This is a genomic window from Nitratidesulfovibrio sp. 1201_IL3209, assembly GCF_036763125.1.
Lineage (GTDB): Bacteria > Desulfobacterota > Desulfovibrionia > Desulfovibrionales > Desulfovibrionaceae > Cupidesulfovibrio.
In genome coordinates, this window is the sequence record NZ_JBAIYT010000047.1 from 1 (window position 1) to 23,054 (window position 23,054).

The window sequence follows — 23,054 nt, forward strand, 5'->3', positions numbered from 1 at the left end:
ACTTCGAATTACACCTCAAAGAATGTGAATGGCGCTACAACAAGCCCCTGCCCCAACTCATTGCCGAAATGAAACGGCTGGTAGCAAAAAACAAAGACCTGATGGTCTAGAGCCTTAGGATTTTCGTTCGTTGGCGAGGAAAACGAGCCTGCCATGAGGGAGTATACTCTTATCGTATTCGACCGACATGGCAGGCGAAGTTTGACGATGCCAACGGGCGAAAGGACAATTTAGAAACAGCCCCTAGCGCAGCTTGCGCAACAACCGGTAGAACTGCGCGCGCGAAAGGCCGGAAAGCTGCTGGGCCTTGCCCATGTCGCCGCCCGCGTAGGCCAGCAGGTTCTGGAAATAGTCCACGGCGGCGCGTTCCAGCGCCACGTCGCGGTAGGTCATCCAGGTGGGAATGGACAGCCCGGCCAGGGGCAGGCCCGGGGAATCGGCCTCGGCCTGCTCCGCCCGGATGCTTCCGGCCGTGGCGCGCACGTGGCGCACCCGGATATGCTCCGGCAGGTGCACCGGGTACAGGGTGCGCACGTCGCCCGCGAAGGCGATCATGGTTTCCAGGGTGTTGCGCAACTCGCGCACGTTGCCCGGCCAATGGTGCGCGCCAAGGGCCCGCAGCAGTTCGGGCGTCAGGATGCGCGAGGGCAGGTTGTTGCGCTCGCAGTACTGGTGCACGAAATGCTCGGCCAGCGGGCGCAGGTCGTCCTCCCGCTGGCGCAGCGGGGGCAGGGGGATGTGCATGGCCCGCACCCGGTACAGCAGGTCCTCGCGGAACTCGCCCCGCTTGGCCATCACCGAAAGGTCGCGGTTGGTGGCGGCCAGCAGCCGGAAGTCGCACTCCACCTCCTGTCGGCCCCCCACGGGGCGGAAGCGCCGTTCCTGCAATACCCGCAGGAAGGTCTTCTGCAGGACGGGGGGCAGTTCGCCGATCTCGTCCAGGAACAGGGTGCCGCCCGACGCCTGGCGGACCAGCCCTTCGGCGTCGCGGTCGGCCCCGGTGAAGGCCCCGCGCACGTGGCCGAACAGCACGCTTTCGGCCAGGTTTTCGGGCATGGCGGCACAGTCCACCACCACGAAGGGGTGGCCCGCCCGGTCGCTGTTCTCGTGAATGGCCCGCGCGGCCAGTTCCTTGCCGGTGCCCGTTTCTCCGGTGATCAGCACCGGCACGTCGCTCTGCGCCGCCTTGGCCACCAGGTCCAGGCAGTCCGTGAAGGCCGGGCTGGTGCCCACGAGGCCGGTGGGGTTGAACTGCCGCCCCTGCTGGGCCGTGCGGGCCAGCTTTTCGCCGCGGAATTCCAGTGCCCGCAGGATGGCCAGGCGGACGGCGCTGACCGGCGCGCCCTTGGTGATGTAGTCCCAGGCGCCGTTGCGCACGGCCATCTCGGCCGACTGCGCGGCGTCGGTGCCGGTGATGATGACCACCTCGGGCCGCGCGGGGGACGCCACGAAGCGCGGCAGCGCTTCCAGCCCGTTGCCGTCGGGCATCATCACGTCCAGCAGCACCACGTCGCCGAAGCCCGCGTCCGCATGGGCCAGTCCGTCGGCCAGCGACGCCGCGCGCAACGGGACGTGGCCCATGTCCTCGGCCAGGTCGGCCAGGGTTTCCGCCACCAGCGGATCGTCGTCGATGATGAGGATTTCAGGCATCCCCTAGTCTTTACGCCTTTTTCAACGATGCATGCAAGTGTTTCGATAATTCTTCGCCCGTGAACGGTTTGCCGATCAGGGTCAGGCCGGCCTGCTCCAGCTCTTCCGGGGTGATGTCGCATTGGTTGCCGGTACACAGCACCAGCGGCAGGGTGAACCCCCGCGCGCGGATGGCCCGCGCCAGTTCCGGGCCGGACCGGCCGGGCATGCGCAGGTCCAGCAGGGCCACGTCGTAGCGCCCTGCCGCCAGCAGGCGCAGGGCGTCCTCCGCGTCGCCGGTGCCGGTGGAGCGGTGCCCGTGGGCGTGCAGCATTTCCGCCACGGACTGGCGGAAGTCGTGCTCGTCGTCCACCACCAGCACGTGCAGCGGCTGCCGGCCGGGCGTGCCCGGCACGTCGGCGAAATCCGGGCCATGGGCGCCGCCGGGGCCGGACGGCGCGCCGCCCGCCGGGTCCAGCAGGGGCAACAGCACGTCGAAGCGCGCCCCCTGTCCGGGCTGCGAATGAGCGCGCACCGTGCCGCCGTGCTTGCGGACGATGCCGTGCACCATGCTGAGCCCCAGGCCCGACCCGATGCCCTGCGGCTTGGTGGTGAAGAACGGCTCGAACACCCGTTCCAGCTGGGCGGCGGTCATGCCCAGGCCGGAATCGGCCACCGAAAGGCGCACGTACCGGCCCGGCGACAGCTCCGGGTAGCTGCGCAGCACTTCGTCGCCGCCAAGGTCCAGCGTTTCCAGGGTCACGTCCAGCAGCCCGCCGTCGGGCATGGCGTGCACGGCGTTGGTGCTCAGGTTCAGCAGCACTTGGTGGATCTGGGTGGCGTCGCCGTATACGGGCAGGGCGTCCGCGGGCAGCAGGGTGCGCAGGGTGACGCTGGGCGGGATGGACGGTTTGACCAGTTGCAGGGCGTCGTCCACGGTGCGGCACAGGTCAAGGGGCGCGTAGGGTTCGTCGGCCGGGCGGCCGAAGGACAGCAACTGGCGCACCACCTCGCGCGCCCGCAGCGCGGCGCGCAGGATGCGGTCGGCCCGGGCGGCGGCCCTGCCGGTGAGGCCCGTGTCGCGCAGCATTTCGATGTTGCTCATGACCACGCCGAGGATGTTGTTGAAGTCGTGCGCGATGCCGCCGGCCAGGGTGCCCACGGCCTCCATCTTCTGGGCCTGGCGCAGTTGCCGTTCCAGGGCCACCTCGTGGGCCACGTCCTCGGCCAGCCAGGCCACCCGGTGCACCCGGCCCGACTCGTCGGTGATGGGGTACAGGGAGTGGTCGAAGATGTAGATGTCCCGCGTGTCCCGGAACGCGGCCGGGGTTGCCGTGGCCACCACGCTGGCCAGGACGGCGAGCCGCCTCTGCATGATTTCCGGCGCACTGCATTCCAGCAGGGAGTGGCCTTCCAGTTCGTCCGGGGTCATGCCCAGGCGTCCGGCTCCGGTGGCGTTGCAGGCCAGCACGCGGCCCGTGGCGTCGAGCAGGAAGGCGCTGAGGCGCGGCGCGTTGAGCAGGGCGCGCAGGTTGGCCTCGCTTTCGCGCAGCGACTGCTGCTGCATGATCCGGGCAAAGGCGCTGCCGCCCTGGGCGGCCACGGCCTCCGCGTGGTGGCGGGCGGCCTTGTGGACGGGGCCGGGGCCGCGCGTTCCCACCAGCAGGCAGGCCACGGCCCGGCCTTCGTGCACCACGGGCAGCAGGTGCGCGCAGCAGATGGACGAGGCGGCGGCCAGCGCGTCCAGTTCCACGTCGCCGGTAAGGACGCAGTGCGATTCCTGCTCCGGCGGCGTCTCCGGCACGGGGCGTCCGGCCTCCATCAGGCGCGCGGCAGGCGTGCCCGAGGGCAGGCGGCGCACCCTGGCCAGCACCGCCGGGTCGAACCCCTGTGCCGCCACCAGCCGCCATTCGCATGGTTCCGGGGCCTCCCCGCCGAGCGGGGGGACGCCCGGCCCGCGGGACGGCGGCACGCGCAGCCATGCCGCGCCCGCGTCCACGCTTTCGGCGCGCAGGGCGGTGCGCAGGCACAGCCCCAGGCAGTCCTCCACCGAGGTGGTGATGCCGAGGGCCAGCAGCAGGTCGCGTTGCAGGCGCAGCAGTTCGTCGCGCTGGCGCTGGTCGTTGATGTCCTGGACCATGCCGTGCATCACCACCGGGGCCTTGTGCCCGGTGCGGGCCGTGGTGTCGAAGGTCACCTGCTGCCGGGCGTGCCGGTATTGGCCGGATGGCCCCCGGTAGCGGTATTCCACCAGGGTGTCGGTCTTCTGGTCCATGGCAAGGTACAGCTGCCCGGCCACCCTGGCCCGGTCGTCGGGGTGGATGCGCTCGAAGAACCGCGCGAACGAGGGGGCCTCCGCCGCCAGGGGGAACCCGAACATGCGGAACAGGTTGTCCGACCACTGGCCGTACCCGGTGTCCACGTCGCGCCAGTAGCTGCCCAGGTGGCCGATGCGCTCGCCGTGTTCCAGCAGGTCGCGGCTGCGGCGCAGGGCGGATTCCGCCCGGCGCCGCTCGGCCACCTCGCGCCGCAGCAGCTGGTTGGCGCGCCGCAACTGGGCGGTGCGTTTGCGGATGCGGTTGTCCAGCCCGCGCAGCGCCCGGCGCGTGGCCTCGGCGGTGCGGGCCGTCTGCAAGAGGTGCGCGGCGGTGTGGGCCAGCCCTTCGAGCTGCATGTCGGTGATGGGGTCCAGCGTGGGCAGGGTCACCCCCAGCACGCCGCCGGAAATGCCCTGGCCGATGCGGATGGCGTACGCGGCGAACACCCCGCAGTCGCAGGTCAGGGGGGCGTCGGCCTCTGGCGTTGCGTGCAGCACCGGCCGCCGGGTGCTGGCCGAGGCGGCTCGCCCCACCGGGCCGTGCCGGAAGGGAATGCGCGCGATGCGGGGGTCGGGCCGGGGCTGGCCCGGCTGCCCGGACTGGCAGGGCTGGCAGGAAGGGGTGCCCGGCGTGGCCGCTTCCTCCACCGCCAGGTGCAGGCAGACCGGTGCGCTGCGTGCGGTCACGGCGCACCGTACCCCCGCATGGGGGCACTGGCCGCAGCGGTCGCCAGGGCGGGCCAGCCAGATGCGGCAGGCTCCGGCATCGAAGATGGACAGGATGTCCCGCGCCATCAGGCGCAGCTTTTCCTCGGCCGGGCCGCCGTGGATCAGGGCGGCCCGCAGGTCGTTGAGCCGCTGCACCCGGTCCACGCGCCGCATGGAGTCGTGCAGGGCCGACACGTCGTGCACCACCGAATGCAGCAGGGCCCGGCCGTTCAGCCACACCGGGCCGCTGTGCACCTCCACCTCGCGTTCCAGGCCCGACGCGGTGCGATGGCGGAACCGGAAGGCCGAACGGTGGCAGCGGAAGGCCTCGTCCATGCGCTCGGCCAGTTCGTGCTCGTCCAGGGTGTTGATGGCGGAGATGGGCATGCCCGCCATGCGTTCACGGGGGTGCCCGTAGAAGCGGCAGGCGGCGGGGTTGGCGTCCACTATGGTGCCGCTGGCCGGGTCCACCAGCAGCATGGGGGCCACGCTGTGCTCGAACAGCGGGATGGGCCCGGCCAGTGGTCCGGCCAGTGGTCCGGACTGCTGTTCGGACTGCTGTTCGGACGGCGCGCGGTCCGTGGGGCCGGGAGCGTGCCCGGGCGGAGGCTGCTGGCGCGGCATGGGAAACCTCGCGGGTGGCGGGGGTGTCCGTCAGGCGTCCTTTGGACCGGGAATCCGCCGTGACCTGCCGTGATCGGGCGCGGCCCGGCGCATCCGGTGACGCGGCGGGGAACAGGGTATGTCTCGTTTGGCGAGACGCGGTCTCATTTCATGAGACGCGATTCTCACCTTCGGATACAGCATGAGAGATAGCGTTCCCGGCTGAAAAGAGCAACCACAGCAGATACAAGGTGTTGCACGCGCAGGGCGAGGCGGCGTGCCCGCTTGCCCCGGCCCACGGCGCGGCATGCTTCTTGATATTCCTCCGGCAGGCCGACGGACGACGGCCGCAGGAGGGAACATGTCGGAGAAGTGGATCACCCGGATGGTGCAGGGGGCGGTGCTCAGCAGCAGAAGCCAGGCGCGCGAGGTGGCGCGCAGCATCGGCAAGCCCTATCCCACCCTGATGCGCGAACTGAATCCGTTCGACCTCGGGGCCAAGCTGGGCGTGGAGACGTTTTTCCAGATACTGCGCACCACCCGCGACGTGACGCCGCTGGAGCAGATCGCGCAGGAACTGGGCTATCGGCTGGCCCCGGTGGATGGCGGCGAGGAGGACCACGGCCACGGCGCGCACCCCGGACGGTAGGCATGCCGTCCCTGGGGAACAACACGGCGGCGGGGCGGCGGCGAAGCTCCCGGCCCGTCCCGTCCCGTCCCACCGGCCTGGCGGGTCTGGCGGGCCTGGCGGGGCTGCTGGCGCGGTGCGTGCTGGCCGCCGTGCCGGTGCTGCTGCTTCTGCTGCTGCCGCATGAACCGGGCGGTCCCGGCGGCTCCGGCAGCCCCGGCAGCCCCATTGGATGGTCCGGGCCGGTGGCCCGGATATTTCCGGCAGAAGCCTGGGCCATGCAGGACGGCTGGCTGCGCACCGGTCCGGAATCTCCGGCCGGGCCGGGCACTCCCGACGGCGCGCGCGCGCCGTCCCCGCCGCAGCCCCGCGACGGGCTGCCCCCCGGCGCGCCGGAACTGCGCGTGGGCCTGCTGACCACCTATCCGCCGCTCAGCTACATGGTCGAGGGCGTGCCCGCAGGCTTCGCACGCGACCTGGCCGAGGCCGTGGCCCGGGCGGCGGGACGGCACGCGGTATTCCACGACTACGACAGCGGGGCGGCCCTGCTGGACGACCTGCGCGACGGCGGGCTGGACATGCTGTCACTGGTGGCGGAAACGCCGGAACGCCTGCTGCGGATGGAGTTCAGCGAACCGGCCCTGGAAATGTCCGAACGCATCTACGTGCGGCGCGACAGCGCCACGCATCCGCGTGGCGTGGCCGACCTTTCGGGCATGCTGGTGGCCGTGGTGGAAGGCCATGCCAGCCACCAGTTCCTGCGGGGCATGCCGGGGCAGCGCCTGCTGGCGGTGCCCACCCCGCTGGACGGAGTGATGGCCGTGGCCTGGGGCCGGGCCGACGCCCTGGTGGGGCCGGAACCGGTGATGGAGCACATCATCCGCCGCCTGCCCACCGAGGCTCCGCTGGAAATGTCGGGCACGCAGTTGCGCATGCTGCGGTATTCGTTCGGGGTGCCCAAGGGTGAGACGCACCGCGTCGCCGACATCAACGAAGCCCTGAACCGGGTGCGCGCCTCGGGCGAGTACGACGTGCTGTACCGCCGCTGGTTCGGCGGCAACGTGCTGTCGCGCTACACCGACCGCGAACTGCTGCTAGCCGGGGCCGCCGTCATGCTGCTGATGGTGTTTCTGGGGGCATCGGTGGTGCTGCTGGGGCGCACCACGCGCCTGCGCCGCGACGTGGAGGCGGGCACGGTGGCCACGCGCGAGGCGCGGGCCTCCATGCTGCGCGAGGCCATCAGCAGGCAGCGGGCCGAGCAGGAGGCGGAACGCTTCTTCGCCCTGTCGCTGGACCCGGTGGCCATCGTCACCCAGCAGGGGGCGCTGCACAGGGTGAACCCGGCCTGGGAGCGGTTGTCCGGCTACCAGGCGGAAGAGGTGGCGGGCCACCCGTTCCTGGATTTCGTGCACCCGGACGACGCGGCGGCCAGCCGGGCGGTGCTGGCGGGGAGCATGGGCGGCACGGTGGTGGAAAACCGCTTCCGCTGCAAGGAGGGGGTGTACCGCTGGCTGGCCTGGACCTCGGTGGCCCTGCCCGAGGAAGGGCTGGTCTACGTGTCCGGGCGCGACGTGACCCAGCGCAAGGAGGCGGAACTGCACCTGGAGCGCCAGGCCGAGGAATTGCGCCGCTCCAACGCGGAACTCGAGCAGTTCGCCTACATCGCCTCGCACGACCTGCAGGAGCCGTTGCGCAAGATCGCCAGCTTTCTGGACCTGCTGGCCAAGCGCTACGTGGGGCGGCTGGACAGCGACGCCGACGAGTTCATCGGCTTTGCCGTGGACGCCGCCCGCCGCATGAAGGACATGATCGAGGACTTGCTGGCCTATTCGCGGGTCAGCACGCAGGGGCGGGAGTTCGAGGACACGGACATGGAGAAGGTGGTGGACACCGTGCTCTCGGACCTTGGCCTGCTGTTCGAGGAGACCGGGGCCACCGTGGAGCGGGGGCCGCTGCCCATGATCCGCGCCGACCGGGTGCAGATGGAACAACTGCTGCGCAACCTGGTGGGCAATGCCGTGAAATACCGGTCGGAGGCGCCCCCGGTCATCTCCATAGGCGCGGAGCGGGGCACGGCGGCGGAAGGCGCCGGGGGGGCGTGGAGCTTTTACGTGCGCGACAACGGCATCGGCATGAAGCCGGAGCATTTCGAGCGCATTTTCCGGGTGTTCCAGCGGCTGCACGGGCCCGGCCGCTATGCGGGCACCGGCATCGGCCTTGCGGTGTGCAAGAAGATCGTGGAACGGCACGGCGGGGCCATCGGCGTGGAATCGGCCCCGGGCCGGGGCAGCACGTTCCGGTTTGCCATTCCTGATGGGCCCGACAGGCCGGACAGGCCGGACAGGCCCGACCGGCAAGACAGGTCCGACGGGTCCGACGGACGCGACCGGCCCGGCAGGCCGGAGAGGAAGAACAGGGAGGAGGGGACATGAGCGGCATGCATCAGGCAAGACTCATCGACATCCTGCTGGTGGAGGACGACCCCGGCGACGTGCGCCTGACGCGCGAAGCGCTGAAGGGCAACCGCGTGTCCAACCGGCTGTTCGTGGTGGAGGACGGCGAGGAGGCCATGTCCTTCCTCCGGCGCGAGGGGCAGTACACCGACGCGCCCCGCCCCGACCTCGTGCTGCTGGACCTGAACCTGCCGCGCAAGAACGGGCGCGAGGTGCTGGAGGAGATCAAGAGGACGCCGGAGTTGCGCACCATCCCGGTGGTGGTGCTGACCACCTCGCGGCAGGAGCGCGACATCCTGAACGCCTACGACCTCAACGCCAACTGCTACATCACCAAGCCCGTGGGCTGGGAGCAGTTCCTGGAGGTGGTGGGGCAGATCGAGCACTTCTGGATGGGCATCGTGACCCTGCCCCAGAAGGGGGATTGACGGGGGATTGGCAGGCGGCGGAAGGAAGCTGGCGGAGACCGGCCGCCACGCCCGCCGGGGCGCGGCATGACGGAACGGGACGCGGCGTGCCCGCTGCACGCCGCATGAAGTCCGGAACAACCCCGGAGTACTCATGAACCAGGGGCTGGTGCGCATTCTGCTGTTCGAGGACGACTCCGGCGACGCCAGGCTGTTCAGCCTGCTGCTGGCCGGGTCGGGCCTGCGCCATGCCATCGAGCGGGCGGAAACGCTGGCCGACGGCCTGGCCCTGCTGGATGGCGGGGAATTCGACGTGGCCCTGCTGGACCTCAGCCTGCCCGACAGCCAGGGCTGGGACACCCTGGGCAGCCTGGTCTCCCACGCCCCGGAACTGCCGGTCATCGTGCTGACCGGGCTTTCCAGCCCTTCCTTCGCCGAAGAGGCCGTGGCGCGCGGCGCCCAGGACTACCTGCGCAAGGGCGAGGTGGCCGAGGGCCTCATCGGGCGCACCATCCGCTACGCCATCGACCGCAAGAGGGCGGAAGGCGCCCTGCGCCAGCACCGCCAGCGGCTGGAGACCATCATCAGCGCCAACCCGGACGGCATGCTGGTGGTGGACGCGGGAGCCCTGGTGCGCTTCGCCAACCCGGCGGCCCTGGCCATGCTGGGGCGCGACCTGCCTGACCTGGCTGACCGGCCCGACCGGCCCGATCTGCCCGATTTGTCCGACATGCTGGGCCAGCCGTCGCCCGTGCCGGTGCGCGACGACGAACTGGACCTGTGCGGCAACGGCGACACTCCCTGTCTGGTGGAGGTGCGCACCGCCCCGGTGACCTGGGACGACGGCCCGGCCACCCTGGTGGCCCTGCGCGACATCACCGCCCAGCGCCTGGCGGAACGCGCCCTGCGCGAGGCGGAACTGCGCTACCGGACCATCTTCGAGCATTCGCTGGACGGCATTTCGGTCTACGAGCACTACGAGGACGGCCGCCCGCCCCGGCTGGTGGACTGCAACCGGGGCTACGAACGCATGGCCGGGCGCACTCGCGACCAACTGCGCGAGGTGGACGACGTGCGCGAACTCCAGGCGTACCTGGGCGGGCGCAGGGCTCCCGACCCCTTCCGCCCGCTTCGCGAGGAAGGCGGACTGCGCGGGCCGCAGAGCGCCGTGTATTCGTGGCTGCGGCCCGACGGGCGCGAGAACTGGATAGAGTCGGTCTCCGTGCCCGTGCGCGACGGCGACAAGGTGCTGGTCTTCGGCATCGGGCGCGACGTCAGCCGCCGCCGCAAGCAGGAAGAGGCGTTGCAGCAGAGCGAGGCGCGCTTCCGCGCCGTGTTCGAGCACGCCCCGCTGGGGGTGTTCATCAGCGACCAGGACGGCAGCCTCGTCAAGACCAACCGGCTGTTCAACGTGCTGCACGGCTTTGCCGCGGCGGAACTGCCCCTGGGGCACTTTTCGGAGCTGGTGCACGGCCACGAGGCGGGCGACGTGCGCGCCCTGTTCGCGGAACTGCACCGGGGAGAGCGCAACGGCTTCTTTCTGGAAACGCAGCACCTGCGGCGCGACGGCGCGGTGTTTCCCGTGCGCCTGGCCGTGGCGGCCATCCGGGGGCGCAAGGGCGACCTGCAGTACGCCGTGGGCATGCTGGAGGACATCAGCGAGCGCCGCGCCGCCGAGGCGGAGTTGCAGGGCTACCGCGCCCGGCTCGAGAACATGGTGCTGGAGCGCACCCGCGACCTGGAGCAGGCCCTGCGCACGGCGGAATCCCATCGCGAGAAGATCGACCTCATCCTGCGTTCCGTGTCCGAAGGGCTGCTGGTCACCGACCCCGGGCACCGGGTGGTGCTGACCAACCCGGCGGCCGAGGACATCCTGGGCCTTGCCTCCCCCGGCGACCTGGAGGGCGAGGCGGTGGCCGATCTCATCGAGGACGAGCCCCTGCGCAGGCGGCTGGTGCACTGCCTGGACGACACCATGGGCGGGGCGCCCTGCCAGTTCGGCTTTTCGCGCCCCACGGAGGCGGGCGGCGTGCACCACTACACGGCCAGCACTTCGGAGGTGCGCGACGCGCGCGGCGGGCGGACCGAACGGACCGAACGCGCCGGCGTGGTCACCGTGCTGCACGACGTGACCAACGAACGCGAACTGGACCGCATGAAGAACGAATTCCTGACCACCGCCGCGCACGAGCTGCGCACCCCGCTCACCACCATCCTGGGGTTCTCGGAACTGCTGGTCATGGGAAACGACATCGCCCCGGCCGAGCAGCGTCAATACCTCGGCTACATCAACGAGCAGGCCGCGCTGGTCACCGGCATCGTGGCGGACCTGCTGGACATTTCCCGCATCGAGATGGGCCAGGGCTTCAGCCTCAAGCGCAGGCCGTGCGACCTGGTGGCGCTGATCCGCCGCAAGGTCGCCGCGCACATCGTGGGCACGCGCCGGCATTCGTTCCGGCTGCTGCTGCCGGAAACGCCGGTGACCGCCGTGGTGGACGCGGACAAGGTGGCCCAGGTGCTCGACAACGTGCTCAGCAACGCCGTCAAGTATTCCCCCGGCGGCGGCGTGGTGGAGGTGCGGCTGCGGCCCGGCCAGGGCGCGCACGAGGTCAGCGTGCGCGACAACGGCATGGGCATGAGCCCGGAACAGCTTTCGCGGGTGTTCGAGAAATTCTACCGGGGCGACGCCTCGAACACCGGCATACCCGGCACGGGCCTTGGCATGAGCATCGTGAAGTACCTCATCGAGGCGCACGGCGGCGAGGTGGCGGTGGAAAGCGCCAAGGACGTGGGCACCACGGTGCGCTTCACCCTGCCGGCCGGGGCATGACCCCGGCATGGGAACCGGTGCCCCGGTGCGCTGATGGGTTGATGCCCTGATGATGTGGATGAGCGGACGAGCGGATGCGCGAATGAGTTGACGAGTTGGTGAGCCGGGGCCGCGCGGCCCGAAGGAGACGCCATGACCGGCGAGCGTGGAAAGCGTGGAGCATTCGGCATCAAGGCCAAGATCATGGCCATCGCCGTCCTGGGGCCGGTGTGCATCGCGGGCGTCATGGCCGCGCAGCGCATCGGCGACATCCGCGAGGGCGCGCACGAGGCCATCCTGCAACAGAGCCGCGCCGTGGTGCTCATGGCCGAGGCCGCGCGCGACGAGATGTCGCGCAAGCTCGAAGCGGGGCTGATCCGCCCCTTCGCGGAACTGCCGCCCGACAAGGTGGTGGACGCGGTGCCGGTGATCACCGCCATCAAGATGGCCAGGGTCAACGCGGAAAAGCTGGGCTACGAGTTCCGCGTGCCCAAGCGGCAGCCGCGCAACCCGGCCAACGAGCCCACGGACCTGGAACGCGGGGTGCTGGAGCAGCTTTCGTCCTCGGGCCAGCAGGAACTGATCCTGCGCGAGGCGGACCGCATCCGCTATTTCCGGGCCATCCGGCTGACCCGCGAATGCCTGTTCTGCCACGGCGACCCCAAGGGCGAGCAGGATGTCGTCGGCGGCATCAAGGAAGGCTGGCGCGAGGGCGAGGTGCACGGCGCGTTCGAGATCATCTCGTCGCTGGACGTGGTGAACGCGCAGGTGCGCCTGGCCGCCCTGACGGTGGCCGGCTGGGCGCTGGGCATCGTGGCCGTGGTGGTGGCCTGCGCATGGCTGCTGGCCAGCCGGTCCATCGCCCGGCCGCTCCAGCGCATCCGCGACGTGGCCGGGCAGGTGGCCTCGGGCGACCTGACGGCCGACGTCGAGGTATCCAGCCGGGACGAGGTGGGCAGCGTGGCCGAGGCCATCCGCGTCATGACCGCCAACCTGCGCCGGGTCATCGGCGAGGTGATGGAAACCACCCATGGCGTCACCTCCGGCAGCCGCGAACTGTCGGAGACGGCGGTGAACATGGCCCAGGGCGCCACGGAGCAGGCCAGCGCGGTGGAAGAGGTGTCCGCCTCGGTGGAGCAGATGACCTCGAACATCCAGCAGAACGCCGAGAACGCGGCCGAGACCGACCGCATCGCCCTGCGCTCGGCAGAGGACGCCCGCGAGGGCGGAACGGCCGTGGCCCAGACCGTGCGGGCCATGAAGACCATCGCGGAAAAGATATCCATCGTGCAGGAAATCGCGCGGCAGACCAACCTGCTGGCGCTGAACGCCGCCATCGAGGCGGCCCGCGCGGGCGAGCACGGCAAGGGGTTCGCGGTGGTGGCGTCCGAGGTGCGCAAGCTGGCCGAGCGCAGCGGCACGGCGGCCGCCGAAATCGGCGAGCTGTCTTCGTCCAGCGTGGCCCTGGCCGAGCGCGCGGGCAACATGCTGGGCACGCTGGTGCCCAGCATCCAGAAGACGGCGGAACTGGTGCAGGAAATCGCGGCGGGCAGCAAGGAGCAGAGCGTGGGCGCGGAACAGATCAACAAGGCCGTGCAGCAGCTGGATTCGGTGATCCAGCAGAACGCCTCGGCCTCGGAAATGATGGCCGCCACGTCGGAACAACTGGCCGGGCAGGCCACGCAACTGGCCCGGACCGTGGCGTTCTTCCGGCTGTCTCCGGGCGGCGGCCTGCCGCCAGGGTCAGTGGGCCAGGGGGCTCCGTCGGCCCCGTCGGGCGGGCTGGGCGGACTGGAAACACGCCGCCAGCCGCGCGGGCGTCCGTCCGCCGCCGTTTCCGATGGCGCGCTCCATGGCGACCGGGCCGCCAGGGCCGGAAAGCCCGGCGTGACCCTTGACCTGGACGACGCGGCCTCGTCCGACGCCGACTTCGAACGATACTGACGCACTCCGGACCGGAATGGGATGCGCTCCGCCGGACGGGTCCCGATTCCGCCGCATGCAAGGGGGAGACACCATGAAGCGGATACTCATCGCCGAAGACCAGTACGAGGTGCGCGAACTGGTGCAGGCCACGTTGCGCATCGGCAACTATCAGATATTGCAGGCAGAAAACGGCATGCAGGCGGTGGAGATGGCCCGCCTGCACCGCCCGGACCTGATCCTGATGGACGTGATGATGCCCGGCGAGATCGACGGCCTGGAGGCCACCCGGCGCATCCGGGACGACCCGGCCACGGCGGGCTGCCGGATCATCATGCTGACCGCCAAGGGCCAGGCCCTGGACCGCGAGGAGGGCTTGCGCGCCGGGGCCGACGACTACTTCCCCAAGCCGTTCAGCCCGCTGGCGCTGATCCGCAAGATCGAGGAGTTTCTGGGATGACCCGTCCGCTGGATGAACCGCGCCCGGATGTGGGGCCGGACGCGGGGCCGGACCCGCCGGACCCGCCGGAACTGGCCGAGTGCGGCGAGGTGTCCATGCAGACGGTGCGCTACGCCGAGGATTTGGCGGCGCTGTATACCGTGGAACGGGCCCAGCATGCCGAACTCCAGGCCGTCAACCAGCGGTTGCGCGCGGTCATTGATTCCATGGCCGACGGCATGCTCACGGTGGACGCGACGGGCATGGCCGTCAGCGTGAACAAGGCGGCCTGCGCCATGCTGGACCGCCCCCCGCCGGACGTGCAGGGCCGCCCCCTGCGCGAACTGCTGGGCGAGGCGGGGGCGGAGGCCGTGCTGCCCGGCGTGCCCGGTGACTTCGCACCGGGCACCGGTCCGGCGTTGGGACAATTCCCGGACATGGACGGTGCGCGGGTGGTGGAACTGGAACTGCCCTCGCCCGAAGGGGTGCCCCGGCGGGTGGTGCGGGTGGCCACCTCGCCCATGAGCGACGGCGGCCGGGTGCTGGTGCTGCACGACATCAGCATGCAGCGCCGGGTGCAGCACCTGAAGCAGGATTTTCTGGCCATCATCTCGCACGAGATGCGCACCCCGCTCAACGGCATCCTGGGATTGGGCGACGTCCTGCTGGACGAGGCGCGCCGCCGGGGCGATTCCGACGCCGAGGAATTGCTGGGCCACCTGTTGCAGGCCGCGCGGCGCATGCATGCCATGGTGCGCGAGGTGGTGCGCTTCGCGGAGGTGCAGGGCGGCCGGGTGGAGTCCTCCGACGCGCCGGTGGACGTGCACCGGGTGCTGGCCGGGGTGCTGGAGGAGTTGTCCGCATTTGCCGCCGCGCACGGGGTGGTGCTGGGGCCGGTGCCCGCGGGGGCCGCGCCGGTGACGGTGCGCGGCAACGCCGGGCTGCTGCGCGAACTGTTCCTGCACGTGGTGCACAACGCCATCCGTTTCAACAGGCAGGGGGGCATGGTGACCCTGCGTTGCCGCCCGCCGCGCGGCACGGCCGGGGCGGGGGCAGGACCGGATGCCGGAGTGGCGGACGTGGCGGAAGGCGCGGCGGACGACGCGGGCTGCATGGCCTGCGAGGTGGTGGTGGAGGTGGCGGACACCGGCATCGGCATCGGCGCGCAGGAGCGCGAGCGGGTGTTCGAAAGTTTCTACCAGGCGCAGGGGTACATGACGCGCAACCGCGAAGGGCTGGGCATCGGGCTCACCCTGGCGCGGGCCATCGCCCGGCTGCACGGCGGCGAGGTGACCCTGGCCAGCGAGGTGGGCCGGGGCACGACGGTGGCGGTGCGCCTGCCCGCCTGCGTGGGCGTGCCGGGCGCGGGCGCGCGGGAAATGGTGGCAGGCTGACGTTTCGGGCGCGGTACGCGGCGCGCGGGTGCCCCCCCGTGCGCACGGGCCGTTCGCCCGCTCCGGGGCAGGACGGCGGATGGGGGGTCCGCCGTGCGGCCCACCCGCTCCGGAGCTGCGCACACCCCCACCCCAGGCCGCGCCGGGTCCCGCACGGGCACAAGCCCGAAACCCGGCGCGGCCGCAGGGGAGAGGCGGGAGGCGTCGCGGTGCCGCACGGCGCGGCCGTCATGGTTGGTCACGCCGGGTCCCGCACGGACGAAAGCCCGAAACCCGGCGCGGCCGCAGGGGAGAGGCGGGAGGCGTCGCGGTGCCGCACGGCGCGGCCGTCATGGTTGGTCACGCCGGGTCCCGCACGGGCACAAGCCCGAAACCCGGCGCGGCCGCAGGGGAGAGGCGGGATGCATCACGACGCCGCACGGCGCGACGGCAGGGCACACAGCACGGGAGGACAGCATGGCGCGGGACACCACGCGCGATCCACGGCATCCCGGCAGGGATCACCTTGAAGAGGCTGCGGAAAACACCTGTTCGGCCATGGAGGAGACGCGCGAGCAACTCCGCATGGCCCATGGCCAGTTGCGCGCCTTCGCCGACGACCTGGGGCGCACCGTGCTCGACCTGCGCGCCTCGCGCGCGGAACTGGAGCGCTCGTACCTCGACACCCTGAACCGGCTCACCCTGGCGGCCGCCTACAAGGACGACGATACCGGGGACCACATCCTGCGCATGGCCTTCTACAGCGAAGGCATCGCCGCCGCGCTGGGCATGCCCGCCGACGGGCTGCGCGACCTGCGCGTGGCCGCGCCCATGCACGACGTGGGCAAGATCGGCACGCCGGACGCCATCCTGCTGAAGCCGGGCAGGCTCACGCCGGAGGAGTTTTCGGTGATGAAGCAGCACGCCACCATCGGCGAGAAGATCCTGGCGGCCTCGTCGTCGCGGGTGGTGCGCATCGCCGCCACCATCGCGGGCACCCACCACGAACGCTGGGACGGCAGCGGCTACCCGCGCGGCCTTTCGGGCGAGGGCATTCCGCTGGAGGGCCGCATCGTGGCCGTGGCCGACGTGTTCGACGCCCTGACCAGCAAGCGGCCCTACAAGCCCGCCTTCGAGTTCGACAAGGCCATGGCCATCATGCGCGAGGGACGGGGCGCCCATTTCGACCCTCGGCCGCTGGACGCCTTCCTGGAAATAGCAGGCGACCTGTGGGCCGCGCGGGACCAGGTGAGTTCCGGCCTGCGCACCGGCGAACCCCACCAGTGACCGCCAGCCGCCGCAGGGCGGGCAGGCCGGGGCCAGGGGAAGGGGTCTGCGGACACGCCCTGACTGTTTCATGAAGTCTCGTGGGTGGAACGTTGTTCCGGATTGAAAACATCCTGGATGGAAGTGGTCCGATACAAGAGTCCTCGGGTGCGCACGCCGCAGTGCCAGAGTGTGCCAATCCTGACTAATGGTGTTGAATGCCGTGCACGCATGGTGTAGGTGTACCGCAGTGGACGGGGCGCAACGTCGCGCGCCGCCGCAACGGGAGACCCGGAAACGGCATGAAGCTCACCGCCAGAACGCGCTATGCGGCGCGGGTGCTGGTGGCCCTTGCGGTGCATGGCACCGAGGGGCCGCTGACCACCACCGCGCTGTCGCGGTACACGGACATCAGCGTCCAGTTCCTGGAGCAGATACTGAAGGATCTGCGCCGCGGCGGGCTTACGGCCAGCGCGCGGGGGGCCATGGGCGGCCACCGGCTGGCCCTGCCGCCCGTCAGGATCACCCTGGGCACGGTGGTGCGGCTCATGGAGGGCGGCATCCGCATCGCGGAACACTGCGCCCCGGCCGGCACCCCCGGCGACAGGCTGACCTGCCTCGGCTGGACCCGCGCCGCCGACGCCGTGGAATCGGCGCTGGACGCCATCACCCTGGAAGATCTGGCCAAGGGCCTGCCCGACGTGCCCGAGCACGACCTGCCTCCCGACGGGAACATCCTGCCCGACAGGCCGGGTGCCTGACGCCCCGGCTCCCCGCCTTCTCCGTTTTCTTCGTCTCCGTCGCCTCCCCCGGCCCGCGCCCGCGCGCCGTCCGCCTTGCACGCGCACTCTACCTTTCCGCCTTTCCGCTCCACCTTTCCTCAATGACACTGGCGTCCGGCCCATGCAGGGCAGGACGCCTTCATGTTGCATGCTGCATCGTGCGCATGTTGCGTCGTGTTCCATTGCAGCGTCGTTCCGTGCGCGCAAAGTGGATTTGCAGCGTGGCAATCCGTTCAATCCGGATTGTCCCGATGTGGAGTGAATGTGTTAGCCGTGCGGCGTTGTTGAATATACCATTGCGGTATGGTATGTCGGCAGGGTGTGCATGGAACGTCGGTTTTCGTCCGGCATGCATGCGCGCTGCGTGGCATGGAACGGGGGTGTGGGTTCCCGCCAATGGCTGCGGCGTGACCGTCAACCGAGGGGGCAGGCATGCGTTTGTTGACCAACAGCCGCTACGGCACGCGGATGATGCTGGACATCGCCCAGCACAGCCGCCTTGGCCCGGTGCTGATGCGCGACGTGGCGCGTCGGCTGGACGTATCGCAGAAGTACCTGGAAAAGATCAGTCGTTCGCTGAAGGAGGCGGGCCTGCTGGTGAGTCAGCGCGGTCCCAACGGCGGCCATCGCCTGGGCCGTCCGCCGGACGGGATTTCCGTGGGCGACGTGGTGCGCGTGCTGGAAGGCGGGGCGGAGATGGTGGGGTGCGGCCGCGACGAGGAGCACTGTTCCCACGCCCCCGGCTGCCTCACGCGCATGGTCTGGAAGGAGTGCAGCCGGGCCATGTTCGACCGGCTGGATGCCATCACCTTCGGCGAGTTGTTGCGCTACGTGGACCAGGGAGTGAAGTTCGGCGACTGGTGCCCCGGCACCATGGCCGAGCGTCGCCACGAGGCGGAGCGGGAACTGCGCGCGTTGGCCGGGCTTGCGGAGCCGGTCGGCTTCGCCGCGCCGGGAAAACCCGCGCGCCCGGCGGGTTCGGCGCATCTGGCGAATCCGGCGAATCCGGCGGGTTTGGCAGGTCCGGCAGATATGGGGACGTCCGCCGGGCCTGTGCCAGGCTGCTGCCCCGCCCGCGCAACGCCCGCGCGGCCACGTGTGTCCGAGCCGTGCCAACCGGAAGGCCCGGCAGGTCTGGACGGTCTGGAAGGGCTGGAAGGGCTGGACGAGCAGGGCGACGCGGCCAGATCGGACGATGCGGACGGACCCGGCATCCCGCGCAACCGCCCGGCCACCGTGTCCTGACCGTGGCTGGGCGGGGCGCGGCGCCGCAGGAGGTCGCCATGACCGCCATGATCGCAATGACCGCAATGACCGCCGGAACGGGCGGCACATCCGCTCAGGGCCATGGCGGGGGACCCCGCAGGGCCGGGCAGGGCCGTCGCGTGCGCGGGCTGCCGGGCGGCAGCCTGGCCGCCAAGGTGGTGGCGGGCAGCGGCGCGGCGCTGTTCCTGGGGGTGCTGGTGCTGTCGCTGGGCAGCATCCGCTACCAGCGCGAACACCTGCACGACGAACTGGCCGCCGGGGGCGACCGTCTGGGCACCACCATCCGCCTTGGCGCGCGCTTCGCCATGATGCTGAACGCCCGCGACGAGATCAACCAGATCATCAGCGACGTGGCCCGCCAGAAGGACATCGTCTCCATCCGCATCTACAACAAGGAAGGCGTCATCAAGTTCTCGGGCGACCCGGACGAGGTGGAACGCCGCACCAACATCCGCGACGAGGCCTGCGCCGCCTGCCACCGCACGCCCGAACCGCGCAAGTGGCTGGCCCTGCGCGAGCGCACCCGCGTGTTCACCGACCCGGATGGCCGCCGCCTGCTGGGCAGCCTTACCCCCATCATGAACGAGCCCGGCTGCTCGGGCGAGCCCTGCCACTTCCACCCGGCGGACAAGCTGGTGCTGGGCGCGCTGGAGGTGGTGCTTTCGTTGCAGGACGCGGAAACCGAAGTGCTGTCCTTCCAGACCCGGGTGGTCACCCTGGCGGCGGCGGTGTTCCTGCTGGGGGCCACGGCGGTGCACCTGTTTCTGCGGCGCTTCCTGACGCGGCCCGTGGCCCGACTCATCGCGGGCACCCGCGCCGTGGCGCGCGGCGAACCGGTGGACCTTTCCGACGTGCGCCAGCAGGACGAAATCGGCGAACTGGCCGGGGCCATCACCCGCATGGACCGCGACATCGCCCAGAAGCAGGCGGAACTGAACCGCCAGCGCGACGAGTACCAGCGGCTGTTCGACCAGGTGCCCTGCGCCATCACCGTGCAGGACCGCAACCTGCGGCTGCTGCGCTACAACCGCATGTTCCGCGAGAACTTCACGCCCAGGCCCGGCGACTTCTGCTTCCAGGCCTACAAGGGCCGCACCGGCAAGTGCCCCAACTGCGCGGTGGAAATGACCATGCAGACCGGCCTTGCCCATTGCAGCGAGGAAAGCGGCTTCCACACCGACGGCAGCCGGGCGCACTGGATAGTGCACACCTCGCCCGTGTTCGACGCGGAAGGCCGGGTCACCGCGGCCATGGAAATGACCCTGGACATCACCGACCGCAGGGAACTGGAGGAAAAGCTGCGCCGCTCCGAGTTGAAGTACCACGCCATCTTCAACCACATTCCCAGCGCCGTGTTCGTGCTGGACCAGCAGACCCTGGAGGTGGTGGACTGCAACTCCACGGCCGAGAAGGTGTACGGCTGGCCGCGCGAGGAAATGAAGGGCCGCTCGTTCCTGGACTTGTTCCCGCCCGACGAGCGCGAGCGCTACGCCTCGCAGTTGCGGGCCTTCACCGTGCTGAACCGCGCCCGCAACGTGGCCCGCGACGGCAGGCCCTTTCACGTGGACATCATGCTTTCCCCGGCGGAATACCTGGCCCGGCAGGTGCTGCTGGTGACCACCACCGACATCACCGAGCGGCTGGAGGCCGAGCAGAAGGTGATCCAGGCGGGCAAGATGGCCACCCTGGGCGAGATGGCTACGGGCGTGGCCCACGAACTGAACCAGCCGCTGACGGTCATCAAGACCGCCGGGGGCTTCCTGCTGCGCAAGGTGACGCGCGGCGAGCCCATCGACCCGGACATCCTGGCCACCATGGCCCGCGAGATCGACGGCCACGTGGACCGGGCCAGCCGGATCATCGGGCACATGCGCGACTTCGGCCGCCGCTCGGACCTGGCCCTGGAACGGGTGGACGTGAACGCGGTGCTGCGCGGCGCCACGGAATTCTTCAGCCGCCAGCTGTCGCTGCGCGGCATCGACATCGACTGGCGGCTGGCCGAGCCGTTGCCCCCGGTTATGGCCGTGTCCAACCGGCTGGAGCAGGTGTTCATCAACCTGCTGCTCAACGCCCGCGACGCCATAGAGGAACGCAGCGAACGGGAACCGGGCGCGCCGCGCCGCATCACCGTGGAGACGGTGGCCGACGACCGCCGGGTGACGGCACGGGTGTGCGACACCGGCGGCGGCATCCCCCCGGCGCTGCTGCCGCGCATCTTCGAGCCGTTCTTCACCACCAAGAAGGTGGGCAAGGGCACGGGGCTGGGGTTGTCCATCAGCTACGGGCTGGTCAAGGAGTTCGGCGGGTCCATCCAGGCGTCCAACCTGGCGGAGGGCGGGGCGTGCTTCACGCTGCATTTTCCGATGACTTCGGGAGCGGTGGGAGCGGTGGGGACTATGGGAACAGGGGAAACGGCGCCGGGGCCGGATGCGGCCGGTGAAGGAGACGCGGCATGAGCGCACAGCCGCCGCAGCCCCGTGTGCCGCCCCTTCCGTTGCCCCCCCTGCTGCCCCTTCTCCTGGTTGACGACGAGGAGGGCATCCGCACCGTGCTCGTGCTGCTGCTCACGGACATGGGCTGCGCGGTGCGCACGGCGGCGTCCGGGGCCGAGGCGTTGTCCATGGTCCGCGCGGACCCGCCCGCCGTGGTGCTGACCGACGTGCGCATGCCCGGCATGGACGGCATCGACCTCTTGCGCGCGGTGAAGACGGAATTTCCCGGCGTGGAAGTGCTGGTGCTGACCGGGCACGGCGACATGGAGCTTGCCGTGTCCAGCCTGCGCTTCGGCGCGGGCGACTTCCTGACCAAGCCGGTGGCTCCGGAGGCATTGGAAGTGGCGCTGGACCGCGCCCGCCAGCGCATGGCCCTGCGCGAGGCCCTTCGCCGCCATACCGAGGAACTGGAACTGCTGGTGGCCCAACGCACCCGCCAACTGCTGCACGCCGAACGGCTGGCCGCCGTGGGCGAGACGGCGGCGGGCCTGGCCCACGCCATCAAGAACATGGCGGGCGGGCTGGAAGGGGCCATGTTCGTGCTGGAAAAGGGGCTGGAACTGGACCGGCGCGACTATCTGGAACAGGGCTGGCGCATGGTGCGCGACGACGTGGCGCGGGTGCGCGACCTTGCCGTGCGCCTGCTGGACATGGGACGGGCGGCGGAGCTTTCCCCGCGCCCGTGCGACCCGGACGGTCCCCTGCGCGACGTGGCCCGCCTGCTGGCCCCGCGCGCGGCGGCGGCCGGGGTGACGCTGGCGGTGCGGGCGGGGGCCGGGCCGGAGCCGGTCATGCTGGACCCGGACGCGGTGCACCGCTGCCTGATGGACCTGGCGGTCAACTCCATCGAGGCGTTCGAGGCCATTGGGGCGTTCGCGGAACGGGGAACGGAGGGGGACACGGGCGCGCGACGGCAGGTGACCCTGCGCAGCCGCCGTGTGGCGTTGCCCGGCCCTGCGGACGGGGGGACGGAAGCTTCCGGCGCACCCGACGTCGAATACGTGGTGGAGGACAACGGCCCCGGCCTGCCGTCCCAAGGGGACGGGCAGGACGGGGAAGACGCGGACGGGTTTACCGTCTTCCTCTCCGCCAAGCCGGGCGGCAGCGGCGTGGGCCTCATGGCCACGCGCAAGCTGGCCCGCGAGATGGGCGGCGAACTGGAACTGGGCCCCGCGTCGCCGGAGGGCGGCGTGCGGGCCGTGCTGCGGATACGGGGGTAAGCTTCAGGTGCACCCAAAGCGCCGTGTGGCTACACCACACGACGCTTTGGGTGCAAGTTTATTTGATATTATTTCAACTTGATGAATTCTGAAAGCCCCTCGATCTCGGATCCGAAATCCTCAATTAAGAATTGAATGGATTTTTTTACTAGTTTCCAACATGGGATGACAGACTTTGTCTTGTTCAACTCTGTAATATCCATGAGTGGAATATATATAAAATTCTCTTTTTCGCGCGTATCAGAAAATTCGTATCTACGTTTGTCTTTCTTGCGCTCAAAGATATTGCATATTTTTTGATGGAGTTTATTTGTCTTTCCGTACTTCAGTTCAATCCTCAAGTCGCCGGGCAATGCGTCATCGTCCTCCGATCTCACAACAATAAAGAGAGAAAACCCATTGGAAATGCTGATGTGAATGTTTGTTCCTGATGATTTGAAGGCAAAGCCCTGTTCAAGAAACAACCTTCTTAATTCTTCACGGTAGGCGCGGGCCAGTGGGAAATTGTTAGTCATGATGCGTTCCTCTGGTTGGAGGGAAGTTGGGATTCATCCCCATTATACCCGGAGCCTTCGGAAGCCATAGGATCACATAAAGCGTATTAAACTTAACAGGTTCCTCGACGCGAGACGTGGAAATCAGCTTTCTTGACTCTCCTTCCTGACGCATCGTAGCCTTTCCCTTTGCCCAGGAGGGAAGGAGCCGTGGAAGCTAACGATTTACTGACGTTGGGCCTTGG

15 protein-coding genes and 1 pseudogene are annotated in these 23,054 nt (G+C 69.9%); 13 read left to right on the forward strand and 3 right to left on the reverse strand.

Annotation, left to right across the window (positions count from 1 at the left end; translation table 11 throughout):
* Positions 1-110 (forward strand): annotated as a pseudogene (locus V6B97_RS16105) (IS1595 family transposase); the annotation flags it as partial.
* Between the two features lie 133 nt (positions 111-243).
* Here the strand turns inward: V6B97_RS16105 and V6B97_RS16110 are convergent.
* Both V6B97_RS16110 and V6B97_RS16115 read right to left on the reverse strand, forming a co-directional pair.
* A complete protein-coding gene (locus V6B97_RS16110) occupies positions 244-1,650 on the reverse strand; it encodes a sigma-54-dependent transcriptional regulator (protein ID WP_333507547.1) in 1,407 nt (468 codons plus the stop codon).
* A 10-nt stretch (positions 1,651-1,660) separates the two neighbouring features.
* Positions 1,661-5,278 carry an ATP-binding protein gene (locus V6B97_RS16115; RefSeq protein ID WP_333507548.1) on the reverse strand — a complete coding sequence of 1,206 codons (3,618 nt, stop codon included), beginning with the start codon at positions 5,276-5,278 and terminating at the stop codon, positions 1,661-1,663.
* 340 nt (positions 5,279-5,618) lie between these two features.
* Here V6B97_RS16115 and V6B97_RS16120 point away from each other — a divergent pair, with 340 nt between their 5' ends.
* The 12 genes from V6B97_RS16120 to V6B97_RS16175 all read left to right on the forward strand — a co-directional run bounded on the left by V6B97_RS16120 (position 5,619) and on the right by V6B97_RS16175 (position 22,315).
* Positions 5,619-5,906, forward strand: a complete 288-nt coding sequence (locus V6B97_RS16120) for a phage regulatory CII family protein (protein WP_333507549.1) — start codon at positions 5,619-5,621, stop codon at positions 5,904-5,906.
* A gap of 2 nt (positions 5,907-5,908) precedes the next feature.
* Entirely contained in the window at positions 5,909-8,317 is a 2,409-nt protein-coding gene (locus tag V6B97_RS16125) for an ATP-binding protein (protein WP_333507550.1), read from the forward strand.
* The gene (locus V6B97_RS16130; protein ID WP_333507551.1) at positions 8,314-8,766 is read left to right on the forward strand and encodes a response regulator; all 453 of its coding nucleotides are present in this window, start codon (positions 8,314-8,316) and stop codon (positions 8,764-8,766) included. Before V6B97_RS16125 ends, V6B97_RS16130 begins: the two co-directional genes overlap by 4 nt.
* 133 nt (positions 8,767-8,899) lie before the next feature.
* Positions 8,900-11,575 carry a PAS domain S-box protein gene (locus V6B97_RS16135; protein WP_333507552.1) on the forward strand — a complete coding sequence of 892 codons (2,676 nt, stop codon included), beginning with the start codon at positions 8,900-8,902 and terminating at the stop codon, positions 11,573-11,575.
* Between the two features lie 132 nt (positions 11,576-11,707).
* On the forward strand, positions 11,708-13,498 hold the full coding sequence (locus tag V6B97_RS16140; RefSeq protein WP_333507553.1) for a methyl-accepting chemotaxis protein: 1,791 nt from the start codon (positions 11,708-11,710) through the stop codon (positions 13,496-13,498).
* Between the two features lie 73 nt (positions 13,499-13,571).
* Complete coding sequence (locus V6B97_RS16145) at positions 13,572-13,937, forward strand: response regulator (protein ID WP_333507554.1); 366 nt, start codon at positions 13,572-13,574, stop codon at positions 13,935-13,937.
* Entirely contained in the window at positions 13,934-15,310 is a 1,377-nt protein-coding gene (locus V6B97_RS16150) for a PAS domain-containing sensor histidine kinase (RefSeq protein WP_333507555.1), read from the forward strand. The genes V6B97_RS16145 and V6B97_RS16150 overlap by 4 nt, the downstream gene beginning before the upstream one ends.
* Positions 15,311-15,766: 456 nt before the next feature.
* A complete protein-coding gene (locus V6B97_RS16155) occupies positions 15,767-16,576 on the forward strand; it encodes an HD-GYP domain-containing protein (protein ID WP_333507556.1) in 810 nt (269 codons plus the stop codon).
* A 281-nt stretch (positions 16,577-16,857) separates the two neighbouring features.
* Positions 16,858-17,316, forward strand: coding sequence for an RrF2 family transcriptional regulator (locus V6B97_RS16160; RefSeq protein WP_333507557.1), 459 nt, complete (start codon positions 16,858-16,860; stop codon positions 17,314-17,316).
* A 453-nt stretch (positions 17,317-17,769) separates the two neighbouring features.
* Positions 17,770-18,582 carry an Rrf2 family transcriptional regulator gene (locus V6B97_RS16165; RefSeq protein WP_333507558.1) on the forward strand — a complete coding sequence of 271 codons (813 nt, stop codon included), beginning with the start codon at positions 17,770-17,772 and terminating at the stop codon, positions 18,580-18,582.
* Positions 18,583-18,638: 56 nt separating this feature from the next.
* Positions 18,639-21,059, forward strand: a complete 2,421-nt coding sequence (locus tag V6B97_RS16170; RefSeq protein ID WP_442935503.1) for a PAS domain S-box protein — start codon at positions 18,639-18,641, stop codon at positions 21,057-21,059.
* Positions 21,056-22,315, forward strand: a complete 1,260-nt coding sequence (locus V6B97_RS16175) for a hybrid sensor histidine kinase/response regulator (RefSeq protein ID WP_333507560.1) — start codon at positions 21,056-21,058, stop codon at positions 22,313-22,315. Before V6B97_RS16170 ends, V6B97_RS16175 begins: the two co-directional genes overlap by 4 nt.
* A 68-nt stretch (positions 22,316-22,383) precedes the next feature.
* On the opposite strand, the gene V6B97_RS16180 is transcribed toward V6B97_RS16175, so the two are convergent.
* Entirely contained in the window at positions 22,384-22,830 is a 447-nt protein-coding gene (locus tag V6B97_RS16180) for a hypothetical protein (RefSeq protein WP_333507561.1), read from the reverse strand.
* Positions 22,831-23,054 lie beyond the last annotated feature (224 nt).

What these genes read in the sequence shown, in the direction of transcription:
- V6B97_RS16110 (WP_333507547.1), bottom strand. Translation starts at nt 1,650, where the DNA reads ATGCCTGAAATCCTCATCATCGACGACGATCCGCTGGTGGCGGAAACC.
- V6B97_RS16115 (WP_333507548.1), bottom strand. Translation starts at nt 5,278, where the DNA reads ATGCCGCGCCAGCAGCCTCCGCCCGGGCACGCTCCCGGCCCCACGGAC.
- V6B97_RS16120 (WP_333507549.1), top strand. Translation starts at nt 5,619, where the DNA reads ATGTCGGAGAAGTGGATCACCCGGATGGTGCAGGGGGCGGTGCTCAGC.
- V6B97_RS16125 (WP_333507550.1), top strand. Translation starts at nt 5,909, where the DNA reads ATGCCGTCCCTGGGGAACAACACGGCGGCGGGGCGGCGGCGAAGCTCC.
- V6B97_RS16130 (WP_333507551.1), top strand. Translation starts at nt 8,314, where the DNA reads ATGAGCGGCATGCATCAGGCAAGACTCATCGACATCCTGCTGGTGGAG.
- V6B97_RS16135 (WP_333507552.1), top strand. Translation starts at nt 8,900, where the DNA reads ATGAACCAGGGGCTGGTGCGCATTCTGCTGTTCGAGGACGACTCCGGC.
- V6B97_RS16140 (WP_333507553.1), top strand. Translation starts at nt 11,708, where the DNA reads ATGACCGGCGAGCGTGGAAAGCGTGGAGCATTCGGCATCAAGGCCAAG.
- V6B97_RS16145 (WP_333507554.1), top strand. Translation starts at nt 13,572, where the DNA reads ATGAAGCGGATACTCATCGCCGAAGACCAGTACGAGGTGCGCGAACTG.
- V6B97_RS16150 (WP_333507555.1), top strand. Translation starts at nt 13,934, where the DNA reads ATGACCCGTCCGCTGGATGAACCGCGCCCGGATGTGGGGCCGGACGCG.
- V6B97_RS16155 (WP_333507556.1), top strand. Translation starts at nt 15,767, where the DNA reads ATGGCGCGGGACACCACGCGCGATCCACGGCATCCCGGCAGGGATCAC.
- V6B97_RS16160 (WP_333507557.1), top strand. Translation starts at nt 16,858, where the DNA reads ATGAAGCTCACCGCCAGAACGCGCTATGCGGCGCGGGTGCTGGTGGCC.
- V6B97_RS16165 (WP_333507558.1), top strand. Translation starts at nt 17,770, where the DNA reads ATGCGTTTGTTGACCAACAGCCGCTACGGCACGCGGATGATGCTGGAC.
- V6B97_RS16170 (WP_442935503.1), top strand. Translation starts at nt 18,639, where the DNA reads ATGACCGCAATGACCGCCGGAACGGGCGGCACATCCGCTCAGGGCCAT.
- V6B97_RS16175 (WP_333507560.1), top strand. Translation starts at nt 21,056, where the DNA reads ATGAGCGCACAGCCGCCGCAGCCCCGTGTGCCGCCCCTTCCGTTGCCC.
- V6B97_RS16180 (WP_333507561.1), bottom strand. Translation starts at nt 22,830, where the DNA reads ATGACTAACAATTTCCCACTGGCCCGCGCCTACCGTGAAGAATTAAGA.